The organism is Luteibacter aegosomaticola (assembly GCF_023078475.1).
GTDB lineage: Bacteria > Pseudomonadota > Gammaproteobacteria > Xanthomonadales > Rhodanobacteraceae > Luteibacter > Luteibacter aegosomaticola.
In genome coordinates this window covers 2,855,860-2,875,280 of the sequence record NZ_CP095741.1, presented here as the reverse complement: position 1 = coordinate 2,875,280, position 19,421 = coordinate 2,855,860, and the positions used below count along the sequence as shown (strand labels likewise).

The window sequence follows — 19,421 nt, the reverse complement described above, 5'->3', positions numbered from 1 at the left end:
TTCCTGAGGGAGAGCCACCCCCGACCCGTCAAGGTTCGGACACGCAGCAGGACCATCGGCGCGCGACGGCGTCGACAGGGAAGGGTAAGGAACGGCGCTGATTCCCGTCATGCTGGTCGTGGGACTTGTTGGTCGCGCGCTCCGAGTGGTTGATTGGGAGAGCCAGCTGTGAACGAGATGGTCGATGCTGTGCACGACGAACGCATCCCCGGGTGTTGTGTCTTCCCACGGCCGAAGAGGCATTCGCAGCCGCCAATCGTCACAAAATGACGACTCTCTCGCCGCGAACATGAGGACGGTGGCACGATCCTCCACCCCCAGAGCGTGTCGCCGCAGCCCCTGTCTATGCAGGGGCTTTTTGCTTTTCATCGACGGTGGCAATGGCGCGCGTGCGCATCTACATCATGTAGCCCGCCCGCAACACGTGGACGAGGCATGTGTCAGTTAACGGCAAGGATGGCGGGTCTTACATCGACGGGGTGGCTGCCCTCCATGCAGCTTGCGACCGCGCGCGGACGACCGAGGAGACGGGTGACGAGGTGATGGTCTCCAAGAGGACGCGGGCGGTGCCTGGCACGTAGTCCGGGAGTAGGGGGCGCGAAAAGGGTCTCGCAACGGGCGACCTCGCCCCTCCCACCTCGACCCGTCAACTACCAGGATAACCCTGGGCACTGACCTCGAGCCTTTGCTTTGAGGGCGACTGGACGGCGGGCCGAGCAAGGTGCCGGAGTGGGGAGAGCCTCGTTTCATGCGGGCGAGTGACACGCGAGTCGGCGGTCCCTGACGGTCCCCAGCCTGACCATGCCCGCCTGCCACGACGGTTTTCCGCTCCGCGCATTGTCAGGTTTGATGTTTCGCCCCTCAAGGAGGCGGTCGATGTGGTATGCGATCCACCCCTCGTCGGCCTGCTGACCACACCTCCCCGGAACGGGTATGGCGCGATGCCTTCCTCATCGCGCCAGCACGCACGGGACGCTGGACGATTCACTGGCCTCCACCAAACGCGAACGTGTCCTATTCTTTGCCTCGATGTTCAATGCTCGAGCGCGGTCCGATGCGGTCCGCGCAATGGTTTAGGACTTAAGTGCCGAGGTCGTCTCCGGAACGAGCGAAGTGTTTCCGAGCACGGCCGCCGGTGGCCGGTCCGTTCCCTCGCATGGCCAGCTGCTGGTGGTCGAGGACGATGAGGTGCTGCTCGACGTCGCCTGCCAGCTGCGGACAGATGGCGGATGGAGCGCCATCCCGGCCGCAGGGTCTCCCATGTTCTCTCGGCCCTTGACGACCAGGCGTTTGATGCGGCCATGACCGACATCGGTCTGATCCGCCCGGCCGACGGCCTGGCCCTTTCCCGGGACATCCGCCAGCGTTGGCCGCAGACCAGCGTGGTCGTGGTTACCGGTCGCCACCCGGAATCCGCGCTCGCGGTCCCGCAGGGGGCGGTGTTCGTCGCCAAGCCCAACGAGCGGAGGCTGTTGCTTGCCTTCTGCACCGGGTGACCGGGCAGGCGGCCGCCGCCTAGATCTCGGGCTCCCTCGGCCCTCGGTCGAGCCATCCTTCGGGCAGGTTCATCGACCATTCGATTTCCCGGGCCATCGCGTCGGTGATATAGGCCCCTCTCTGGATGACCTCGGTGCTCCCTCCCTCAAGACCCAGCAACCGGTCGATGAGTGGGAAGGACTCAATGCCGTCGCCTTGGAGTTGCTGAAGCAACTGCCGCAGGTTGCCTCGCCGGTTGAGCTGCACGGCATCGGGTAGCAACCCTTGGGGCGGGCGGGGACGGGCGGTCGTCATCAGGACCTCACCTGCGGTCGAACACCGAAGCCGTGGGAGTGGGGGAAGCGCGATATCGTCATGGAAGAGTTGATACGCGAGCTGGCGGCTGGCGACAAGGGACATTCGCTGGCTTGCCGGTCACGAAGGCTTGATGCCCCTCGGGGAAGATTGGTGCTGAACCCTTCAGGCAGGATGCCTGGCTCCCTTCAGGCGCGCCCCACGGCGCGCCTGTTTTTTTTAACAAACGCAGCGGCCGCCCGGGCGGTTGCCGCATCCCGACCACTGGCGTGTTACCCCTCACCCTGATGCCGGCCCTCGGTCTCCGCCGCAACAAGGGAGGCTGTTTTGATTATCGGCTAGACATCAAATTTTCCAGGCTCTCCGAGGTCGGGCAGGAGCCGGTCAATCGAGCGTTGAACTCGATGGCTGCGATGCTCCGTCCAGACGCCGTTATCACGAAGACGCATCCACAGTAGCGCACGAGCCGGCGCGCCGCTGGGCTATACCGACCATGGGGAATCCACAATGTCCACAGACGCCGCTCCGCCGCCCGAGGTGGACGTGCCTCCGAAGGCGGATATAGAGCCGGAGGAAATGCCGTTGCCTGGCGACCCCAAGACGGTTTTCCTCGGGGCGCTGGCGATCATGGCAGCCTTGGCTTGCGCTTACATGGCTCGCGAAGTCCTCTTGCCGATCGTCTTGGCGTTTGTGCTCAAGCTGCTGCTCCAGCCGCTGATGCGTGTGCTTGCCCGCGTACGTGTGCCACGTCCCATCGCGGCGATCGTGCTGATTGTTGGATTGTGGGGAGTGTTGGTCGGGCTGGGCAGCATGCTCAGCGGTCCCGCCCAAAGTTGGGCACACCGATTGCCCGAAGGCCTTCCCAGGCTTCAGGAGCGCGTCAAGGTCATCAGTGGTCCGTTGGACAGCATCAAAGGCACGTTGGCGCATGCCAAGGGCATGTTGGGTTCGCCGGCTTCAGGTGCGGCGGAGACATCCGGTGGACCAGACATTCAGGGTGCGATCCTCAGCGGGCTCCAGACATTTGCCTCCGAGTTCTTCACAACGTTCCTGGTGCTGTTCTTCCTGCTTAACTCTGGGGATACCTTTCTACGCCGCCTCGTGGAAGTCATGCCCCGATTTCGAGATAAACGTCAGGTTATCGACATCGCTTGGCAGGTCGAGAGCGATGTCTCTTCCTACCTGGTAACCATCACGGTGATGAACCTTCTGGTGGGCGTGGCAACCGGCGTGGCGATGTGGGCCCTTGGCTTACAGGATCCGCTTTTATGGGGCGCGGTGGCTTTGTTGCTTAACTACGTGCCGATCCTGGGCCCTCTGGTTGGCTTGGCGACGTTCCTGGCTGTGGGAATGCTGACGCTCGACCCGCTTTGGAAAGCCTTTATGCCCATGGTCATTTACGGGGCTATCCACGTGTTAGAGGGCGAGACGATCACGCCGATGTTGCTGGCGCGACGGTTCACGCTCAACCCCGTCATCGTCATCGTTTCATTGCTGTTCTGGGATTGGATGTGGGGCGTGCCGGGCGCAATTCTCGCCGTGCCCATGCTCGCCATTACTAAGATTCTCTGCGACGGCGTGCGTCCGCTGGCCGCCTTCGGGCACTTCCTTGAGGGCGATAAGGGGGGTGGTTAGCCTGCCAGCGTGACCTTGTTTTAGCGCGCCCCAAAGCAGCGCGTTGGACACTCGGCGCCATCCCTGGCATGCCAAGTTCATCGTGTTCAGATTGCTTCGCAGGCGAAGACGACAAGGGATCGCGGCGGACAAACGAAAGACTGCCCGCCACGGACGCGGACGTTTGCGTCCAGCTCTGGCGCAGTCGACAGGACTACCGTCCATTCCAAGCCGTCGCTGTGCTCGGGGAGCTTGAAGTCAACGCCTTCCGCCCATGCGTTTACAAGCATGAGCAGGGAGGTATCCGTGCCCGGTCGCTGCACGCCCGTTTGCTGCGCACGTCCGTCGATAAGGGCCGCGATCGAACGGGCACCGGCGTCGGTCCATTGGGCTTCTGTAGCTTCCGAGCCATCGGGCGCCAGCCACACGATGTCACGCACCCCGGTGGCCTGATCGTAGCGGCCGTCCAGGAATCGCCCACGACGGAGCAAGGGAAAGCGCTGGCGCAGACAGGTTAACTGCCGCACGAAGTCGGCCAGGCGCCCCTCGGTGGGGTCGCGCTCCCAATTCAGCCAGGCAATCTCGCTGTCCTGACCATACGTGTTGTTGTTGCCGTCCTGGGTCTGTGCGCGCTCGTCACCGGCAAGGAGCATCGGGGTGCCCTTGGACAGGAACAGCGTCGCGAGCAGGTTGCGCATCTGCCGCTCGCGCAGCGCCTGGATGCCAGCGTCATCCGTTTCGCCCTCGGCCCCACAATTCCACGAGTGGTTGTTGTCCGAGCCGTCCTTGTTGTCTTCGCCGTTGGCGTCGTTGTGCTTGTCGTTGTAGCTCACCAAGTCATAGAGGGTGAAGCCATCGTGCGCCGTAACGAAGTTGACGCTCGCCCAAGGGCGGCGACCGCGCTTGTCGAAGAAGTCGGCAGACCCGGTAAGCCGCTTGGCGAAGTCGGCCAGCGTGCCTTCATCGCCTTTCCAAAACGCGCGCACGTCGTCGCGGAAGCGGTCGTTCCACTCCGCCCAGCCGGGCGGGAAGTGTCCCACCTGGTAGCCGCCCGGGCCACAGTCCCACGGTTCCGCAATCATTTTGACAGAAGCGAGCACCGGGTCTTGCGCCACCGCGTCCAAGATGCCGCCACGCTGTTCGAACCCGGTAGGCTCTCGACCCAGGATGGTCGCCAGGTCGAAGCGGAACCCATCGACATGCATCTCGTTGACCCAGTAGCGGAGCGAGTCGGTGACCATCTGCACCACGCGAGGGTGGCTCACATTGAGGGTGTTTCCGGTGCCGGTGTCGTTGATGTAGAACCGCGGGTCATCGGTGAGGCGGTAATAAGACACGTTGTCGATGCCGCGCAGCGACAGGGTAGGGCCCAGCTCACTGCCTTCGGCGGTGTGGTTGTAGACCACATCGAGCAACACCTCGAGCCCTTGGCGATGGGCCGCCTTCACCAGATCGCGGAACTCATCGCGGTGCCCGCTCGACAAATACCGCCGCTTGATCGCAAAAAAGCCGATGGTGTTGTAGCCCCAGTAATTTCGCCGCTCTGCTTCGAGCAAATGGCGATCGTCAAGATAGGCGTGCATCGGAAGCAGCTCAACCGACGTAATCCCGAGTGACCGTATGCTTTCCAGCACCGCCGTCGTCGCGAGGCCCGCGCAGGTGCCTCGCACCGCTTCGGGCACCGCTGGATGGCGCATGGTGTAGCCCCGAACATGCGTCTCCATGATGACCGTCTCGTCCCATGGGATCATCGGGCGCTGGACATCGCTCCAGTCGTAGTCGTCGCTGACGACCACGGCCTTGGGCACAAAGGGTGCGCTGTCACGCTCGTCGAAGCTCAAATCCTTGTCGGGGTGGCCCACGGTGTAGCCGTAGAGTTCATCGCACCACACTAGGTCGCCCGAAAGTTCGCGCGCATACGGGTCAATCAAAAGCTTATTGGCGTTGAAACGGTGGCCTGTGCCCGGCTCATAGGGGCCATGCACGCGGTATCCATAGAGTTGGCCGGGTCTCACCTCCGGCAGGTAGCCATGCCACACCTCGTCGGTGTATTCGGGCAGGTCCACGCGGGTCTCACTGCCATCCTCATCGAACAGACACAGTTCCACGCGGGTCGCATGGGCAGAAAAGAGGGCAAAGTTGGTGCCCGAACCGTCGAAGAAAGCTCCGCGCGGGAAGGGACGGCCCTCCGCGACAGCGAGAGCGGAGGTGGTCGTAGTCTGAGTCATGGAAGGGGCGCCGGCGGGAGGTGGCCCAGCATTCCCGCACGACGGTCGAGGCCGCGTTGAAGCGGGGCGACGCGCGCGTGGAGGATCGATTGGCCTGTGCCGGGTGCGGTTGAAGTCGCCTTCACTGGGTGGTCGGCTATGCTGGATGCCTTTCCCCCGTCCGAGCCACCATGCTGCCGTTCCCGCTGACTGTCACAGCCCCCGAGCAGCTGGCGTTCCGCTTGCTGCAGGACAGCGATTGGGCCCAAGGCAATCTCGCTGCCGATGTGCCCCTTGAGTTCAAGACCGCCCTGTCGATGGTGCTGGACTCCCCAGAGCCCTTGTGGCTGGCATGGGGCGCCGAAGAGAAGCGTTTCTTCTTCAACGACGCGTATTTGCCGTTGCTGGGCGAGAAGCTTCATGGCGCCATGGGAGCAAAGCTCCAGACGGTTTGGCACGACGTGTGGCCAGAGGTGTGTGCGGCCATTGATGACGCGTTCGCTGGGCGTCCCCGCAGCTTCAAGAATCTGAGGCTGCTGATGGACCGCGACGGCACGATGAAGGAGACGTTCTGGACGTTTTCGTATTCACCCATCCGAGTGGCCAGTGGTGAAGTCGAAGGCATTTTATGTGTCGTGAGTGAGCAGACTGAGCGAGTTATTGAGCGCGATTTACATAGCCGTCAAGTCGCGGCCATTACCCAGGAAGCCCGGCAGGCACATCTGGAATTGGTGCGGGCGCGAGAGCAGCTGCGCCAGTCTCAAAAGCTCGAAGCCATGGGCCAGCTCACCGGCGGCGTTGCCCATGACTTCAATAATCTGCTCCAGATCATCACCGGCTCGGTCGACATGCTCTTGCACTACGCAGGCGGCGACGAACGCCAACAGCGGCATGTGAAGGCCATCGGGTCGGCCGCCGGACGCGCGGCCAAACTAACAGCCCACCTCCTGGCCTTTTCGCGTCGCCAGAGCTTGTCGCCTGAAGTGTTCGATGTCGGCGAGAGCATTCAGGCGTTGAGCGAACTCATCACCACGATCGTGGGTGGCCACATCGCGGTGACAGTCAACCTGCCTTACGAGCCCGTCCATGTGCTGCTGGATCGCAACCAGTTGGATACCGCGCTCATTAACATGATCGTCAATGCGCGCGATGCGATGGCGGGCGGGGGGCGCGTGACCATTGATGTGGAACGGGTCAGCGCGGTGCCAGCTGTCCGGTGGTCCCTGCCGATCCAAGGCCGTTTTGCGGCCGTTCGGGTCTCGGACACGGGGTCGGGCATCGCGCCCGAACTGCTGAGCCGCATTTTCGAGCCGTTCTTCACCACCAAGGGCGTAGGCGAAGGCACCGGTTTGGGGTTGAGTCAGGTGTTTGGGTTCGTCAAGCAATCCGAGGGCGACGTGGATGTGCAAAGCCAGGTCGGGCAAGGCACGACCTTTACGCTCTATTTGCCGCTGACCGAGCAGACGCCGTCCCATCATCTCTCTCAGGACGAGGGATTGGAGCAAGGGGAGGGTCATCGCATCTTGGTCGTGGAGGACAATGCCGACGTCGCCGAGTTCGCGATGGGAGCCATCGCGTCGCTCGGCTATCAGGTGACGCTCGCCCGCAACGCCGAATTCGCGCTGCAGGAACTCGCCCAGGATGCTTCACGCTTCCGCGCGGTGTTTTCTGACGTGGTGATGCCTGGGATCAGCGGGTTAGACCTGGCCAAGGCCATCCGTTCGCAGTATCCAGGCCTACCGGTGGTGCTGACCAGCGGTTACAGCGAACTGCTTGCCAAAGACGCGGGTCACGGCTTTCCGCTGCTGCTCAAGCCTTACTCGCTGAGGCAGTTGGGGAAGTTCCTGGCCGAGGTCTGCTGCGCGGTTTGACGCGTTCCCAACGTGCTCTGCGCGGATTCCTCGGAAGGACGTCCGGATGCCAACTGCCTTCGCCGACCCGTCGATCCCGGCGCACGCAACTGGGCAGACGGGAAGACGTGCTCATGGATCACCAGGTCTTGGCATCAGAGACGACGACGGTGTAATCGCTCATGCCGGGCTGGTACCGAAACAACCGCCCCAGATCGAACTCGACCGATTTGCCCGGGTCAATGTTGGACGTCCCCGCTGGCCAGCCCTGCTTGCTGGCGAGCACCTTTCCGGAAGCATCTTTCGCATCGACGCGAATCTGTGCAGCGGCCGCCTCCGGACAGCGATTCACCAGCTGCCCCTTCATGCTGAAACGGGGCTGTCCGGAGCCTTGTTGTAGTTTCACCGCGAAGGACTCGATGCTGAAGTCCTTCGCACTGCAGGCGGCCGAGGCGCGCCCTGGTACGAGAAGGGGCAGCAGGGCGATGGCAAGGAAAGGGCATCTCATGGGTTGCCTCATCGAAGGACCCGGTGGCCGGGCTTACCAAGGGTATCGGCGCGATCATCTCGCCCTTTAGCGGTGCAGTAAGAAGCTCTCAGAGGGCCTTGGCCGGCCGCCACGCGTCGCATCCGGCGCTTGGGCAAGAGAGTCCAGGTGCTCTCCGTTACGTCCAAGGAGCGGCCCCGGCTGGTCACTTTGTCCACACAAGGCGCTAGGCATCGTCTGGGCAGTAGTCCGCGGACGGAGAAACGGTGATGCGTGGAATTCCTGCCTTGCTCAAGCGGTTGACCATGGCGACCATTGACGGGTTCAGTGACGATGAGCTCATGACCCGGGCGGCGGCGCTCGCATTCTATGCCGCGCTTTCTGTAGCTCCGGTGCTCTTGCTCCTGGTCTGGCTGCTCTCGATGCTGCACCCCGGACTCGAGGAACAGTTGAGCGAGGCGCTGCGGACCACAGTAGGCGAAAAGGCGGCGTCATCCCTTGAGTCCGTCATCACTAGTGCGCACGAGCGACCCCGCCTGGGCCACGTTGCCGGCATCGTGGGACTGGCGGTGACGCTGTTCAGCGCATCTGCGGTGTTTGCCCAGCTTCAGGGCACTCTCGATCGCGTCTGGCGGGTGAAACCCAAGCCCGGTGCCGCTGTGGGCACATGGCTGCGTGCTCGGGCCCGTGCTTTTGCGCTGTTGGGTGGCGTCGCTTTCCTGCTTATCGTCTCCTTGGTCGCGAGCGCCGTAATCCAGGCCGTTTTTTCCGGCGAAGGCGCCGGTTGGACCGTGGTGAAATACGCCGTCTCCATCCTTGTGTTCATGGGCGCCTTCACGCTCATGTTCCGTCTGCTCCCCGATGCGTCCATCGACTGGAGCGATGCGCTGCTGGGGGCTGTCGTTACGACGCTCCTCTTCCTTGCGGGCGAATTCGTCATCGGGCTGTATGTCGCGCACAGTGATATTGGTGGTGCATACGGGCCGGCTGGCGCGTTCGTTGTGCTGCTGACTTGGACATATTATTCGTCGCTGATTGTGTTGATCGGGGCGGAACTGACACGTAGCCTCGCCGACGCTCGCGGTAAGCCAATCCGGCCAAGCGCTCACGCGGTGCAGATAGAGGCAGCGCCCGCCGAGGTCGGGGCGCCGGGAGTTCCGGGACAATCCCGTCGTCAGGCGCGCGGTCCATCTTCGCTGGCGGGCCCTGCCGCCCTCATCACGGCTGGGGTGGTTGCTGGCCTGATCACCGCACGCTCGCGCCGACCCCGGTAAGTCCGGTCCGTCGGCCATGTGGAGGTGGAGTCGGGCCCGGCTCCGGCGTGCGCGTCCAAGCGGTCAGCTGGCATAAGAGGGGGCGTGTGCCGCCATCTGTCCTGACGGTTGCTCCCTGCCCAGATGAGCTGCGCTGCCGGCGGACGGCCCGCGTCTGGCGTCCCGACAAGCCTGCACAGTTTCCCGACGGCCTACGGGCGGAGAGGGTCCAGCTAATCGATTCAGACAGGGCCAGTACGGGAGATCAAGCATGCATATCCTCGCGCCACTACGGATCTAAGGCCTCTTCATTCTTGAGTGCGGGGTCCCGGGGTGGATGCCATCGACATCGCCAGCAGAGCTGAGGTGGCTTTTGCAGAACGCCAGGTGGATTGCTGGCAGAAGGTTCGGGCACCCTAACGCGAAGGCTGTCCCTCCCCGCCAAGCCGGAAGATTTCGTGGGATCCGATTGGGCCAATGCTGTTGGCGGATATCTGGCGCAAAGCTTGGGGATCCGACCCGCAACACTGGCAACGACACCGGTTTGTGAGGCAGCCCTTCGGGGAAAGGCTCTGGCGGATCGCCTTCGGCGTTATAACCCGCTGGCGGGTGTTGGGTTCAAGGACGAATGCGTGCCTGCGGAAGGCAACGACTTGACCTTGTCCGACGAGCACGTTGCGATCGGCATGCCCACGGCACGCACTTATTTCAGCTGCAACCGAAATCGACGCGCGCTGGATACCTGCGCGACAGAAGTGCTCTTGGCTATCTGGCAGGCGCACGGCGCGTCGGACATCTTCGCCAGTGCGCGCTCCGCGCACACGCTCGCCACATGCAGGATGGGACCGTCGCCCGATGATGCGGTCTTGGACTCGGACAGTTGGAGCTTCGACATGCCTAACCTGTACATGTATGACAACTCCATATTCCCGGGCGCGCTCTTCGCAAACCCTGCGACGATCTCCATGGCGTCGGGGTTGTGGATCGCTGAGCGCTTTCTTCAACGTTCCCATATCAATCAGCGGAGGAGGGGGCGGGCCAAAAAAAACCGCGGAGGGGAGGCCGCGGATTTTCAGGGAAGTTCCTTCGAGGCATGAGAGGCAGGGGAGCCGCAATCACACGATGGGATGGGCGCCTCTCGGCGGCCTCGATTTGAACGTTAATGGGCTCACGATGAATGACGCATAAGCCCCTGGGCATCATGCACGAGAACCCCATGCGGCCGACCGCATCGGGCGGCATGGTGCACCAAATGGTTCTTCACCGGTCTCGAGCTCAAGGACGGCGTCGACACTCCTTCGACGCCACGCGCCGCACCATGCCACCTCTTAAAGCCGGGTTGACCCATGCCAGAGACGATTTTCGAGCCACTGCGCGAAAGCCACTCGATCCAGCGCTCACTCATCCGCAAGCTCATGCGCGCCAAGCCAGGCCCCGACCGAGTGGCGCTTTTCACCGCCTTGCGTATGGAGCTGTCGGCGCACGAGGCGGCGGAAGAGCGCTTCTTGTACGTCCCGATGCTGATGGACGACCGAGGGCTGCATCCCTCACGCGATGCTTTGGCCGACCATCACAAGATGGATGATCTGGTGGAGGAACTGCAGACGCCGGACCACGCAGGTCGACACTGGATGGCAACGGTCCATAAGCTGTCTGAGGAGTTGCATGAGCATTTGCGCGAGGAGGAGCGGAGCTTTTTCCAGCTCGCGGGAAAGATACTCAACGATGCTCAGAAAATTTCGCTCGCTCGAAAATACCGCAAGGACTATGACGCCATGCGAATGAAGTTGTCAGCCACCATGTAGCTTTCGCTTTCGCCGACCACGGATTTTGGCCGGTAATCAACCGATCATTGCGAACTGCATGCGGTGCAAAGAGGAAGCATGGCGCGGCGCTCGCAAGTGCCGCGTGCCGTCATTTCCGCTACAGTGGTGTAGGGTATGCGGCAAGCGAAACGACCAAGATTTCTTTGTGCCGCGAAAAACAGTGAAGCGCCGCCCGTCCACAAGCATTTTTCCACTGGAGAGCAGAACGTTAACAAGGCGAATTAGCCATTTTACACGGCAAAAACCACGCGTTTTTTTATATGGCCTATGTGAGGTCTTGGTAAGGACGGTTTCGGGGGCAATTCCACATCACGGCATATCCGCTCGATTAGATGATGTTCCGCTGCTGCGGGTCCTCGGCCCTAAGCGTGCCTATCGTTTCAAAGAGACAGTCCTTTGTCGGCTCGTCGAGCCAGTCCCTCGTCGAAGATTCCCGTGGGGGCACTTCAACGCCCGTGGCTCCAGAAGCAGCGAGCCACGTCCAAGGCTGATCATCCGTTGCTCCTAATCTCGCTCGGCAAAGGTGTCATAGGCGTGGGTAAGTCCGGGTAGCCAAAGTCCGGTGCGCCGAGGGTACCCACGTAGTGACCAACATTGCTGGCCGCATGGAGTAGGCGTTTACGCATGATGTTATCGACTGGGCGGATAGGGGAGGGGCGCTGCGAAGCGGGACGTTTCAAAAGTTGGCGCTCCATCAGCGTATCGGTAAGCTGAGCGGCGAGCAAAGGCTGAACATGGTGAGGTTGGATCACTTCGACCTTCAGGTGGCGTGCGCCTGACAATGTGTGCGGCGACTTTGGTGGTTCTACGACGACTTTTCAGGAGTTTGAGGGGGGGACGAGCCGCTCAACGGGCGGCGCCGGAAATTTTGTGGCTCCATTTATGAGAGCATGGCGGCGCGGTATCGCATTGCTGTTGGCGTCCCCAGCCTGCCGTTCATCACAAAGTCCCCGACGCACAACTTCGGGGGACAACTGCGGCAAATCGGCAACGTAAAAAAGCCAATGTGGTCTACGACAAGATCAGACAGACGCTCTCACGCAGCGCACCGATAGTGGCCCGCTGGAGCATCGGTCGTTAACGCCGTGACTTTTCGACAGTTTCTTCTTCCGCTGCTCAACATTCTCAGGGCCACAGCCCTTACCGGTCGATCACCGCCAGCTCGGTGGGAATCCCATCGCGCTCGATGGTTTCGGTGCGCCAAGCCCAATCGGTAAAGTTTTCGGCAAGCTCTTGGGTGGCTGGAAGGCAACGGTGTGCTTCACCGGTGTCCCGTTCTGCCGCGTCACGGACCGCTTCGGCCCACTCTAGGGTCTTGGTCGACGCCACGATCTCCTGATCGTCATCACGGACCACTACAAAATATTCGGCGAAGCGGATGTCGTGGCTCATGTGGGTTCAGTCCCTGTTAGCGGCGAGGGACCCCAACGGAGTTTGCCCTCGCCGGGGGCGGTCGGATCGCAAAACGCCAGGGCGCGGCGACCCAGCGGCGTGATTTGCCACCAGCCTTCATTTTCCAACAAATACCCGTGGTCGCGTAGCCAGACACAAGCGGCCCGGTTCAGAGGATGAATGGCCAGCAGGCCGGTATCGTCCAACTGGCGCAAGGTATGGAGTTGAGCTTCCGGAAGCGCAAAAGGCATGGCGGGCGAGTTCGAGCGGGCTACCCCTATGCCATCACAACCAAGGCCGGCTCTATAACCGATTTTTCGGCAAATCGACCACTGGTCCTTTGACGCCGATCACTTCCTTTCTGTCACGAATGGGACAAAATCGGCATGCGATGACCTCATCCGACGCCACCCGCGACCTCGAACGCCAGACCCGGCGACGGGCGAACCTCCGGCACCTTATCGATCTACTGATTGGTGAAGGATTCACATCGGCCGCGGCCCAGGGGGGCATTCTGGGCAACCTGACCGGAGAGGCCCTGCGCGAGATCCTGGCCGGTGCCGAGATTTCGGACGCCCTCGCCAGGGAAGTGGAGTGGTCCATGTCCCGGCCGGAAGGGTGGCTGGATGAAAAACGGCAGTCCGCGCTGGACGACTGACGAGCGGAAGAAGTGGGCTTTGGCGCACTGGGCTCCGGATTCTATCGCAAAGGATATTGTTTGCTCAGTTCAATGAGCAAACTGGCGCGCACGACCGACTCCGTTTGAGCACGCTCTTCCCACAAGAAACCGAGCACCACCGCACCGAGCGAGGCCGTGCTGATGAAGGTGGCCCATAGGGGCCAGGCCAATGTCGGCTGGAGGCATGCCGTCACTGCCGTGGACACCGTCGCCGCGGTCACACCAATGGCGTGGTGCTCGAAACGGCGCTGCGCTCGCACATGTCGACGCAGGGCCAGACGAACGCGTTCGCTTTGGGGGCGCATCGCTCGATCTCCTGTTTGTGTTCAACCTACCCCGGTGTTGCGATGCACAATGTGATGGCGGTCGCGGTTGCGCGGCCGTCCCGCCTGATTTGCCGAGGCAATCCCTTTTCGCGGCGGTCGCCACCGTGCCACTCTTCTGTTGCCTCCGGCTTTCCTCCTTCCCGTTGGTCCCGGGGGCAAGCTGGTCCGCTTCGCCGGGAGGCGTGGGCGGCTGGTGACTTACTTAGGGCACGTCCGCCATGCGTCCGTTCGCGCGGCCGTATGGGTGTCCGAAGGACCGGCTGGCATAGGCGGGGGCGGGGAATCGGTTGTTACCGATCCCCGCCAGTTCGGGACGCCGCGCGGTGGACCTCGTTGAAAACGGCATGTAAGGCCATCGTCAGTTCCTCTTCGTCGGCGTACGGATCGGAGAGGCGTTGGGCCAACACCGCCGCAGTCGCTCCCGACCCCGCCAGTCCCACCGACCACGCCAAGTCCCGAATGTCACACGCTACGCGGTGTGCACAGGCCCGATTTGCAGGCTGGATGGCTGCCGCCGATAGCGCGATGGTCTGCTCGATGAGCCGCGGAATGACCAACTGTTGGGCCGCCTGCGCTTTAGCGTGCGCGTCCAATGCCTTCAAATCGGTCCGGCTAGAGGGCATGAGGCAACTCCCGCAGGGTCGCCATGACCTCGCGGACGGCCAGGGGTTTGCGCAGGTAAAGCCGCGCCCGTAACTCGGGCGGCACCTCCTGCGGTTCACACGACGACACGAACAGGACGGGCACCCGCGACGCGGTGAGCGCCTTGGCGGCAGGAAAGGAGGTCCCATCTTGGAGATGGATATCGAGCATGGCGACCGCCGGCGAGCACTCATCGATGGCTTCAAGCGCCCGAACCACAGAGGGGCAGGGCCCGGCGACCTCTGCGCCCGCGTCTCCCATGATGTCGGCCCAGACCCCGCCAAGGGTAGGGTCGTCCTCAACGATCAGGAGTCGAACACCTTGGATCCTCATAGCCCGCCTGCTGCAATACAAGACCAGTGCGCAAAGTGGGCCACCGCTCGGGAAGGCGGGGTGAAACCAGGGTTGGTTCATCGCAAGATTTCTGGAGAGGAGCCCGAACAGAGAGGGCTGGACACCCTCCTGTGCCACACGACTTGGACGTCAGTCTCACTGACTTCCTGAATTGGGCCTCATGGTCGAGGTGGATGCCTTCTCCGAAGCCGTTTATGCGTCGGGTTTACTGCCGCCTTTTGCCGCTGGCGCGGGCTCGTGCCGGGTCGAGCTCTCTGTGAGTCGGCACCCGGCGAACGGCTGCCCGGCAGACTCGGCGGATTTCGCCCTGCGGTTCCCCCAATGAGCCGCAGTGAGCGTGTCGGGGGGCATTGAAGGGGCCGCCCGGATGGCGGGCCGGGGGTTTCCGACACGCGGTCGTTTGGGAAACCGTAGAGCGCCTGATCGCGGCCGCGCCGCTTTTGGATGTCGGCCCCGTAGCGATGTCGGCCTGGAGCTCGACCGGCGTGGCGGTGGACATGGCCTTAATGCTGGTTGCTCGGCCGTTTGCGGTGCGGCTGGGGGCCATCGGCAGCTAGTTCCGCGGCACCCCGGTCCCCTCATTGGTTTGTTCGGTATCCGCGGGTTAGGCAGCTTGAACTTCCTGGCCCTTTGCCATCGGCTCCTGGCGGGGCGATCGGTTGGGCGTGGTGGACAAGATCGTCACCACGGTAGTCATCGTGAGCGTACTGGCGTCGCGAGTGAGCGGGACACCGCTCACTCGCAGCGATCGCGCGCCTAATCCGGACAAGCAGATGACGTTGCCAGCGGAATCTGATTGATCGCAGCGAACGGGCTTCGCTGAAATCATCATGTCCGTCGAGACGACTCGAGGGGCAGGGCTTCGCCGCGAAAAGCGGTGTTCATCCCGACCATCGGGTAGGCCTCGGACGAAGAATGGCGCTGGATCATCCACTCGCTATCTTCGCCCAAAGCCGAGGGATATGAGTGGGTCATCGTGGCCTGTATGTTCTCGGTGGGCATCACAGCGAAAGCCCGCTTCGACGCTTGGTAAAAGTCGCGGTATGGGATCACGAACGAAACGATTATGCATCCACATGGTCGAACGGCACGGAGATCGCATGGCTAAGGCTTGTTGCTGAGATCGGCCCATAAACAATCAATCACGGCCCTCGACTTCTGACCACCTGGGAAGAGGGTCGTAGTTAGCGACGCCGGTCTGTGTAGTTTCCGGTCAGGTCCTGCGTTTCGCGAAGCGCATTGATCGATCGCCCAGCGCCTACTCGGTCGCGGCGCGTTCAACCTTCGTTTGTACTACTCCTTCATCCTCAGTCATACCTTCTAGCTACCAAGGTGCCCAGGCCTGTATTCGCGAGCTACTCGTCGAACTCCCGCGCGCCAGGATCGTTCTGAAATGCGCCCCGGATACGTCGATCAATTCCGCCAGAGAGGACCAGTCCACCAAAGGTGCCCTCGAACGACCGGGCTTGCCTTATCTCCTCAAGCATCGTCCCATAGAAATCGCCATGCCCACCTACCTGGGGCGATGCAACGGAGTCTCAGTCGATGATTCGCAAGGCGTGGTGCCCGCTGAAACTGTGTCGGTGACAATCATTGTAAGATGGCGATCTCGACGTTCGCTCCCTTGTATTTCCGTGAAAAATGAAGATTGGATATATCTCCATGATCCCATCATCCAGGCTTGCCGCCGGGCTTGCCTGCTTGTTCTTATAAACGAACTCGATGCGGAGGGCATCCACTCATGGAGGGCACTCGGCAAGATCTTGGGCGGTCTAAGCGGCAACGACCTTAAAGCGTTGGTTACCGGTGATCCGATTTCCAACGAGATTGCTCGTGAGATGGAATGGACAATGCACAAGCCTGTCGGATGGATGGACGGCGGCCATGCCACCGTTTTGGACAATTAACACGGGACTGCAGACACGATATAAATCCGACGGCGCCAAAACGCCATACACGCGTAGGTAGCGAGTGGTTGAACGAGATGGTTCTGATATGTCTGTGAATCATCGATTGACGTTCGGGAGATACGTGATGAAACTGCCGCCGAGGTGGTGCCGGAGTAGTCAGGTTCATCGAGCGCCTTCAATGCGAACCACGCCGTCCCGAAATCGAGACGCGGGTGCAGTTCGAGCAATACCCTACCGCGGCGCCTGTGGATGGCGTGGACATCTCCTGCGCGCGCTCCGTGTGGCAAAGCGACAAGACCTGGATGCGGCGTCAGCGGTGAGGTAGGCCGGCGCCACTGGCAAGCTTGGCTATGGAACGAGAATACCTTGTTACAGCTGCTGGTCCTTCACTGTATGGAGCTCAAGACGACAATCCGGTTGGGTTCTCGCCACATCTCGTGATGTGCCATGGCAAGCAGTAACGTTAGATGGAAATGCCGCAGGTATCAGATGACCTCGTTAGTCTTTTGAGGATGTAGGTGGCGCGTCACGGCCAAATGCGGTGACGCCGACTCCCTCTCTCCGCAATTTATGGGGAACTCACCGACATTTTCGACCTCACGCTGGAGGTTTGGGTCGCATGGAAATAGGTGACAGCACTTCGCCGTGCTCACTTAAATGCACCGGCCTTGATTCGTTGCCGAGCGCTCCCCGCCCGAGCACGCGCATACCTCGTCCCCGCTGTCGAAGCAGGGCTCTCGTGGAGTAGGCCACCGCGAGAGCCCTTCTCGTCACCTCGAACCGTGTAGCGCATGTTTTAGGTCCCGCATCTGGTCATGGCCGCTCTTCACCGGGCCGTACGCCTCATCGATGACGCGGCGGGTGCCTACGGTGACATCACTGTCCTTGAGCGCGTCCTCATATTTCCCCTTGATGTGGTCCTCGCCGCGCTCGACTTCATCCACAATAGCGGTGTCCTCATGGGAGGTCATCTTGGAACGCAAGTCGACGAACACACGGTGGGCCTTCGCAAGGACCGTGCCGTCGTCCTCGGGAGTGCCGCCCAAGGCGCGAACGTGCTGCTGAAGGAGTTGGGTGACCTGGCGGCGTTCAGTCGCACGCTGCTGAAATATAGAGGTGTAGCGCGAGTTGTCAGCTTCCTTCGCCGCTTCGGTATAGCCATCAGCACTGTCGATCGTCGCCTCGATGAGGCCGTTTAGGATCTTGATGTCGTGGTCGTTCGAGGCAGTCATCTTGTGCTCTCCGAAGTTAAAGGGTGCGCAAGCTTGACGTCTTCGAATAAGAAAAAGCTGTGAAGCTGAGGCGACGATGACAAAAACACTGGTGGCCGCTCGAAGAGGCACAATCACCTTCACATGGGTCGCGGCGCTCGTGACGGATCTGACTACATCGCAGCGACAGCGAACCCATTGAGCTAAGTGCGTTGACAGGTGGGCACTGGTTCGCCCGGAAACGACAAATGGTTCGACCGTGACCTCCTGCGCGGATCGTTTATGTTGGCCACTCCCAGGGCAAGCCGGCAACGCTCACACACTGTCGCCGGCTTTTTTTTCAGCAGTTCCCCGATCGACGCGTCTACTCGTCCGTCGCCGCGGCCCAAGTGTGAGGCATTCCTTTCGGGTCACAACCCTTCTCGCAGATCAGGAAGTTTTGCCGCTCAACCAGCTGCAGTTCGGTGCCATCATCCAGTGTGATGTGAAGGATGCCTCGGGGTACATTGTCAGCCTGCCGCACGCGGCTGTCATTAACGGCGATAACCCTCTGCCACTTGTTCCCGCCTCCCCACGTCCAGGTCACCGCCCCGCCACTTCCATCGAGCCGGATGTCAGCTGGCGCTGCCGGAGGCTGACTGGCAAAATGCAATTTTCGCCCGTCGGAACACGCACATACGATCCACGAGAACGCTCCCATGGCCACGCTCATCCAGAACCGCATTCGTCATTCTCGTTCTTCGATGCGGTTGCTTATCGGCACTTGGGTGCAGCACTTGAGGGATCCTCCGCGGAGCGACGGATCACTCCCAGCGACCTTCACTTTTGTGAAGATTTTTTCATGTGATGGAATCTGACGCTGGATGTGACGCGCAAGAGTCTTGGCCGGATGCGTTGTTCCATAATCCTCGGGCAGGCGACTCATAAGATGGGTGCGGCCAATCGATGAGCCGCAGTCGGCAAGGACCGGTCGTCGGCGATGGTGGGCAGTCTGTTCAACATCGCGCAACGGCAAAGTCGAGCGCGTCTCGGTACCCCTACCGTCAACACGCCCGTCACGAGACCCGCACCACGCCTTCAGCGCTTCCCCCGGAGTCTGGCCGCTTGCTGACGGAGGAAACAATGGCAAACGAAAAGAACGCACCACAAAAGCACCCAGGGCAAAACGACGCGCCCAATAGCTCGAACAATCCTACTCGGCCGCGCGACACGGACGCTTCAGGAGATCCGGTGGACGGCAGTGGTGAAGACAACCATACGCAAAAGGGCGGCCAATCCCATGCTTCAACTTAATCCTCCGCTGCCGCTCAACACCCCGAAGGGCGAAGGCTTCGCTCATTTTCTTATCGACTACGGTCCTGAGTCGGACCTATATTGGACGGTCTTCGTCACCGAGACCGGCGAGATTTGGACCTTTGCCAATCGCGAAGTGCGCGCCTCCAAAAATATTACTCTCGGCCGCACGACGCCTTCGAAACCTCGCGCCTCCGGCGTGCGACATGCCGAGTCCGTCGAGCGTCGCGAGGGTGCGGTGGTTCCCTTGGGCGCGAAAGACAACTTGAAGTAGAACTGTCGGCCCGCGCAGGTCACCATCGCAGCGAACCCTTCGCCCTCGATCGCACGTTGGCACGGCAGGCGGCGCGGTATCTCGGACGGAACTCGGGCCGGTGGGGTGCGCTCGCGCGGCATGCCGCCGGTCTTAAAAACGGCCCGCTTGACTTCTGGAGTAGGCGGGTCCGCGTCGCCGAGAGGCATGGGCTGCTGGTGACCTACCTACGGCACGCCATGCGCCCGTTCGCGCGGCTGGGGTGTCCGAAGGGCGGGATCGGTCATTGCCGGTTCTCTCCAATTCGGCCGGCTGCTCGGCACCCTCCACGGC

General features: G+C 61.7%; 16 protein-coding genes. 9 read left to right on the top strand and 7 right to left on the bottom strand.

Annotated features, from left to right (window positions below; all coding sequences use genetic code 11):
- Window positions 1–1,301: 1,301 nt before the first annotated feature.
- The gene (locus L2Y96_RS12635) at window positions 1,302–1,496 is read left to right on the top strand and encodes a response regulator transcription factor (protein ID WP_247326128.1); all 195 of its coding nucleotides are present in this window, start codon (window positions 1,302–1,304) and stop codon (window positions 1,494–1,496) included.
- Window positions 1,497–1,515: 19 nt separating this feature from the next.
- On the opposite strand, the gene L2Y96_RS12630 is transcribed toward L2Y96_RS12635, so the two are convergent.
- Window positions 1,516–1,791 (bottom strand): hypothetical protein, encoded by a 276-nt coding sequence (locus L2Y96_RS12630; protein WP_247326126.1) that lies wholly within the window; start codon window positions 1,789–1,791, stop codon window positions 1,516–1,518.
- A 507-nt stretch (window positions 1,792–2,298) separates the two neighbouring features.
- Between L2Y96_RS12630 and L2Y96_RS12625 the strand changes: the two genes are divergently transcribed.
- Window positions 2,299–3,426, top strand: coding sequence for an AI-2E family transporter (locus L2Y96_RS12625; RefSeq protein ID WP_247326123.1), 1,128 nt, complete (start codon window positions 2,299–2,301; stop codon window positions 3,424–3,426).
- Between the two features lie 86 nt (window positions 3,427–3,512).
- On the opposite strand, the gene glgX is transcribed toward L2Y96_RS12625, so the two are convergent.
- Complete coding sequence (gene glgX / locus L2Y96_RS12620) at window positions 3,513–5,633, bottom strand: glycogen debranching protein GlgX (RefSeq protein ID WP_247326120.1); 2,121 nt, start codon at window positions 5,631–5,633, stop codon at window positions 3,513–3,515.
- A 170-nt stretch (window positions 5,634–5,803) separates the two neighbouring features.
- Between glgX and L2Y96_RS12615 the strand changes: the two genes are divergently transcribed.
- Entirely contained in the window at window positions 5,804–7,483 is a 1,680-nt protein-coding gene (locus tag L2Y96_RS12615) for a hybrid sensor histidine kinase/response regulator (RefSeq protein ID WP_247326118.1), read from the top strand.
- Window positions 7,484–7,601: 118 nt separating this feature from the next.
- Here the strand turns inward: L2Y96_RS12615 and L2Y96_RS12610 are convergent, their stop codons facing one another.
- Window positions 7,602–7,970, bottom strand: a complete 369-nt coding sequence (locus tag L2Y96_RS12610; protein ID WP_247326116.1) for a hypothetical protein — start codon at window positions 7,968–7,970, stop codon at window positions 7,602–7,604.
- A 284-nt stretch (window positions 7,971–8,254) separates the two neighbouring features.
- On the opposite strand from L2Y96_RS12610, the gene L2Y96_RS12605 reads away from it, so the two are divergent.
- The 3 genes from L2Y96_RS12605 to L2Y96_RS12595 all read left to right on the top strand — a co-directional run bounded on the left by L2Y96_RS12605 (window position 8,255) and on the right by L2Y96_RS12595 (window position 11,007).
- Window positions 8,255–9,223 carry a YihY/virulence factor BrkB family protein gene (locus L2Y96_RS12605; protein ID WP_247326113.1) on the top strand — a complete coding sequence of 323 codons (969 nt, stop codon included), beginning with the start codon at window positions 8,255–8,257 and terminating at the stop codon, window positions 9,221–9,223.
- Between the two features lie 611 nt (window positions 9,224–9,834).
- Entirely contained in the window at window positions 9,835–10,299 is a 465-nt protein-coding gene (locus L2Y96_RS12600; RefSeq protein WP_247326110.1) for a GMC oxidoreductase, read from the top strand.
- 249 nt (window positions 10,300–10,548) lie between these two features.
- Window positions 10,549–11,007, top strand: a complete 459-nt coding sequence (locus L2Y96_RS12595; protein WP_247326108.1) for a hemerythrin domain-containing protein — start codon at window positions 10,549–10,551, stop codon at window positions 11,005–11,007.
- A gap of 1,161 nt (window positions 11,008–12,168) precedes the next feature.
- On the opposite strand, the gene L2Y96_RS12590 is transcribed toward L2Y96_RS12595, so the two are convergent.
- Window positions 12,169–12,420: a hypothetical protein gene (locus L2Y96_RS12590; protein ID WP_247326106.1), complete on the bottom strand. Its 252-nt coding sequence runs from the start codon at window positions 12,418–12,420 to the stop codon at window positions 12,169–12,171.
- 391 nt (window positions 12,421–12,811) lie between these two features.
- Here L2Y96_RS12590 and L2Y96_RS12585 point away from each other — a divergent pair, with 391 nt between their 5' ends.
- Entirely contained in the window at window positions 12,812–13,078 is a 267-nt protein-coding gene (locus tag L2Y96_RS12585) for a hypothetical protein (protein ID WP_247326104.1), read from the top strand.
- A gap of 41 nt (window positions 13,079–13,119) precedes the next feature.
- On the opposite strand, the gene L2Y96_RS12580 is transcribed toward L2Y96_RS12585, so the two are convergent.
- Both L2Y96_RS12580 and L2Y96_RS12575 read right to left on the bottom strand, forming a co-directional pair.
- Window positions 13,120–13,404 (bottom strand): hypothetical protein, encoded by a 285-nt coding sequence (locus L2Y96_RS12580; protein ID WP_247326102.1) that lies wholly within the window; start codon window positions 13,402–13,404, stop codon window positions 13,120–13,122.
- A gap of 633 nt (window positions 13,405–14,037) precedes the next feature.
- Window positions 14,038–14,238 carry a response regulator transcription factor gene (locus tag L2Y96_RS12575; protein ID WP_247326100.1) on the bottom strand — a complete coding sequence of 67 codons (201 nt, stop codon included), beginning with the start codon at window positions 14,236–14,238 and terminating at the stop codon, window positions 14,038–14,040.
- A 1,688-nt stretch (window positions 14,239–15,926) separates the two neighbouring features.
- Here L2Y96_RS12575 and L2Y96_RS12570 point away from each other — a divergent pair.
- On the top strand, window positions 15,927–16,328 hold the full coding sequence (locus tag L2Y96_RS12570; protein WP_247326099.1) for a hypothetical protein: 402 nt from the start codon (window positions 15,927–15,929) through the stop codon (window positions 16,326–16,328).
- 773 nt (window positions 16,329–17,101) lie between these two features.
- On the opposite strand, the gene L2Y96_RS12565 is transcribed toward L2Y96_RS12570, so the two are convergent.
- Window positions 17,102–17,563, bottom strand: a complete 462-nt coding sequence (locus L2Y96_RS12565) for a PA2169 family four-helix-bundle protein (RefSeq protein WP_247326097.1) — start codon at window positions 17,561–17,563, stop codon at window positions 17,102–17,104.
- A 1,258-nt stretch (window positions 17,564–18,821) separates the two neighbouring features.
- Between L2Y96_RS12565 and L2Y96_RS12560 the strand changes: the two genes are divergently transcribed.
- Entirely contained in the window at window positions 18,822–19,109 is a 288-nt protein-coding gene (locus tag L2Y96_RS12560; protein WP_247326095.1) for a hypothetical protein, read from the top strand.
- The last annotated feature ends 312 nt before the right edge of the window (window positions 19,110–19,421 follow it).

Bases quoted from the DNA above. Each gene is read 5' to 3' on its own strand.
- L2Y96_RS12635 (WP_247326128.1), top strand. From the start codon at position 1,302: ATGACCGACATCGGTCTGATCCGCCCGGCCGACGGCCTGGCCCTTTCC.
- L2Y96_RS12630 (WP_247326126.1), bottom strand. From the start codon at position 1,791: ATGACGACCGCCCGTCCCCGCCCGCCCCAAGGGTTGCTACCCGATGCC.
- L2Y96_RS12625 (WP_247326123.1), top strand. From the start codon at position 2,299: ATGTCCACAGACGCCGCTCCGCCGCCCGAGGTGGACGTGCCTCCGAAG.
- glgX (WP_247326120.1), bottom strand. From the start codon at position 5,633: ATGACTCAGACTACGACCACCTCCGCTCTCGCTGTCGCGGAGGGCCGT.
- L2Y96_RS12615 (WP_247326118.1), top strand. From the start codon at position 5,804: ATGCTGCCGTTCCCGCTGACTGTCACAGCCCCCGAGCAGCTGGCGTTC.
- L2Y96_RS12610 (WP_247326116.1), bottom strand. From the start codon at position 7,970: ATGAGATGCCCTTTCCTTGCCATCGCCCTGCTGCCCCTTCTCGTACCA.
- L2Y96_RS12605 (WP_247326113.1), top strand. From the start codon at position 8,255: ATGGCGACCATTGACGGGTTCAGTGACGATGAGCTCATGACCCGGGCG.
- L2Y96_RS12595 (WP_247326108.1), top strand. From the start codon at position 10,549: ATGCCAGAGACGATTTTCGAGCCACTGCGCGAAAGCCACTCGATCCAG.
- L2Y96_RS12590 (WP_247326106.1), bottom strand. From the start codon at position 12,420: ATGAGCCACGACATCCGCTTCGCCGAATATTTTGTAGTGGTCCGTGAT.
- L2Y96_RS12585 (WP_247326104.1), top strand. From the start codon at position 12,812: ATGACCTCATCCGACGCCACCCGCGACCTCGAACGCCAGACCCGGCGA.
- L2Y96_RS12580 (WP_247326102.1), bottom strand. From the start codon at position 13,404: ATGCGCCCCCAAAGCGAACGCGTTCGTCTGGCCCTGCGTCGACATGTG.
- L2Y96_RS12575 (WP_247326100.1), bottom strand. From the start codon at position 14,238: ATGCTCGATATCCATCTCCAAGATGGGACCTCCTTTCCTGCCGCCAAG.
- L2Y96_RS12570 (WP_247326099.1), top strand. From the start codon at position 15,927: ATGCCCACCTACCTGGGGCGATGCAACGGAGTCTCAGTCGATGATTCG.
- L2Y96_RS12565 (WP_247326097.1), bottom strand. From the start codon at position 17,563: ATGACTGCCTCGAACGACCACGACATCAAGATCCTAAACGGCCTCATC.
- L2Y96_RS12560 (WP_247326095.1), top strand. From the start codon at position 18,822: ATGCTTCAACTTAATCCTCCGCTGCCGCTCAACACCCCGAAGGGCGAA.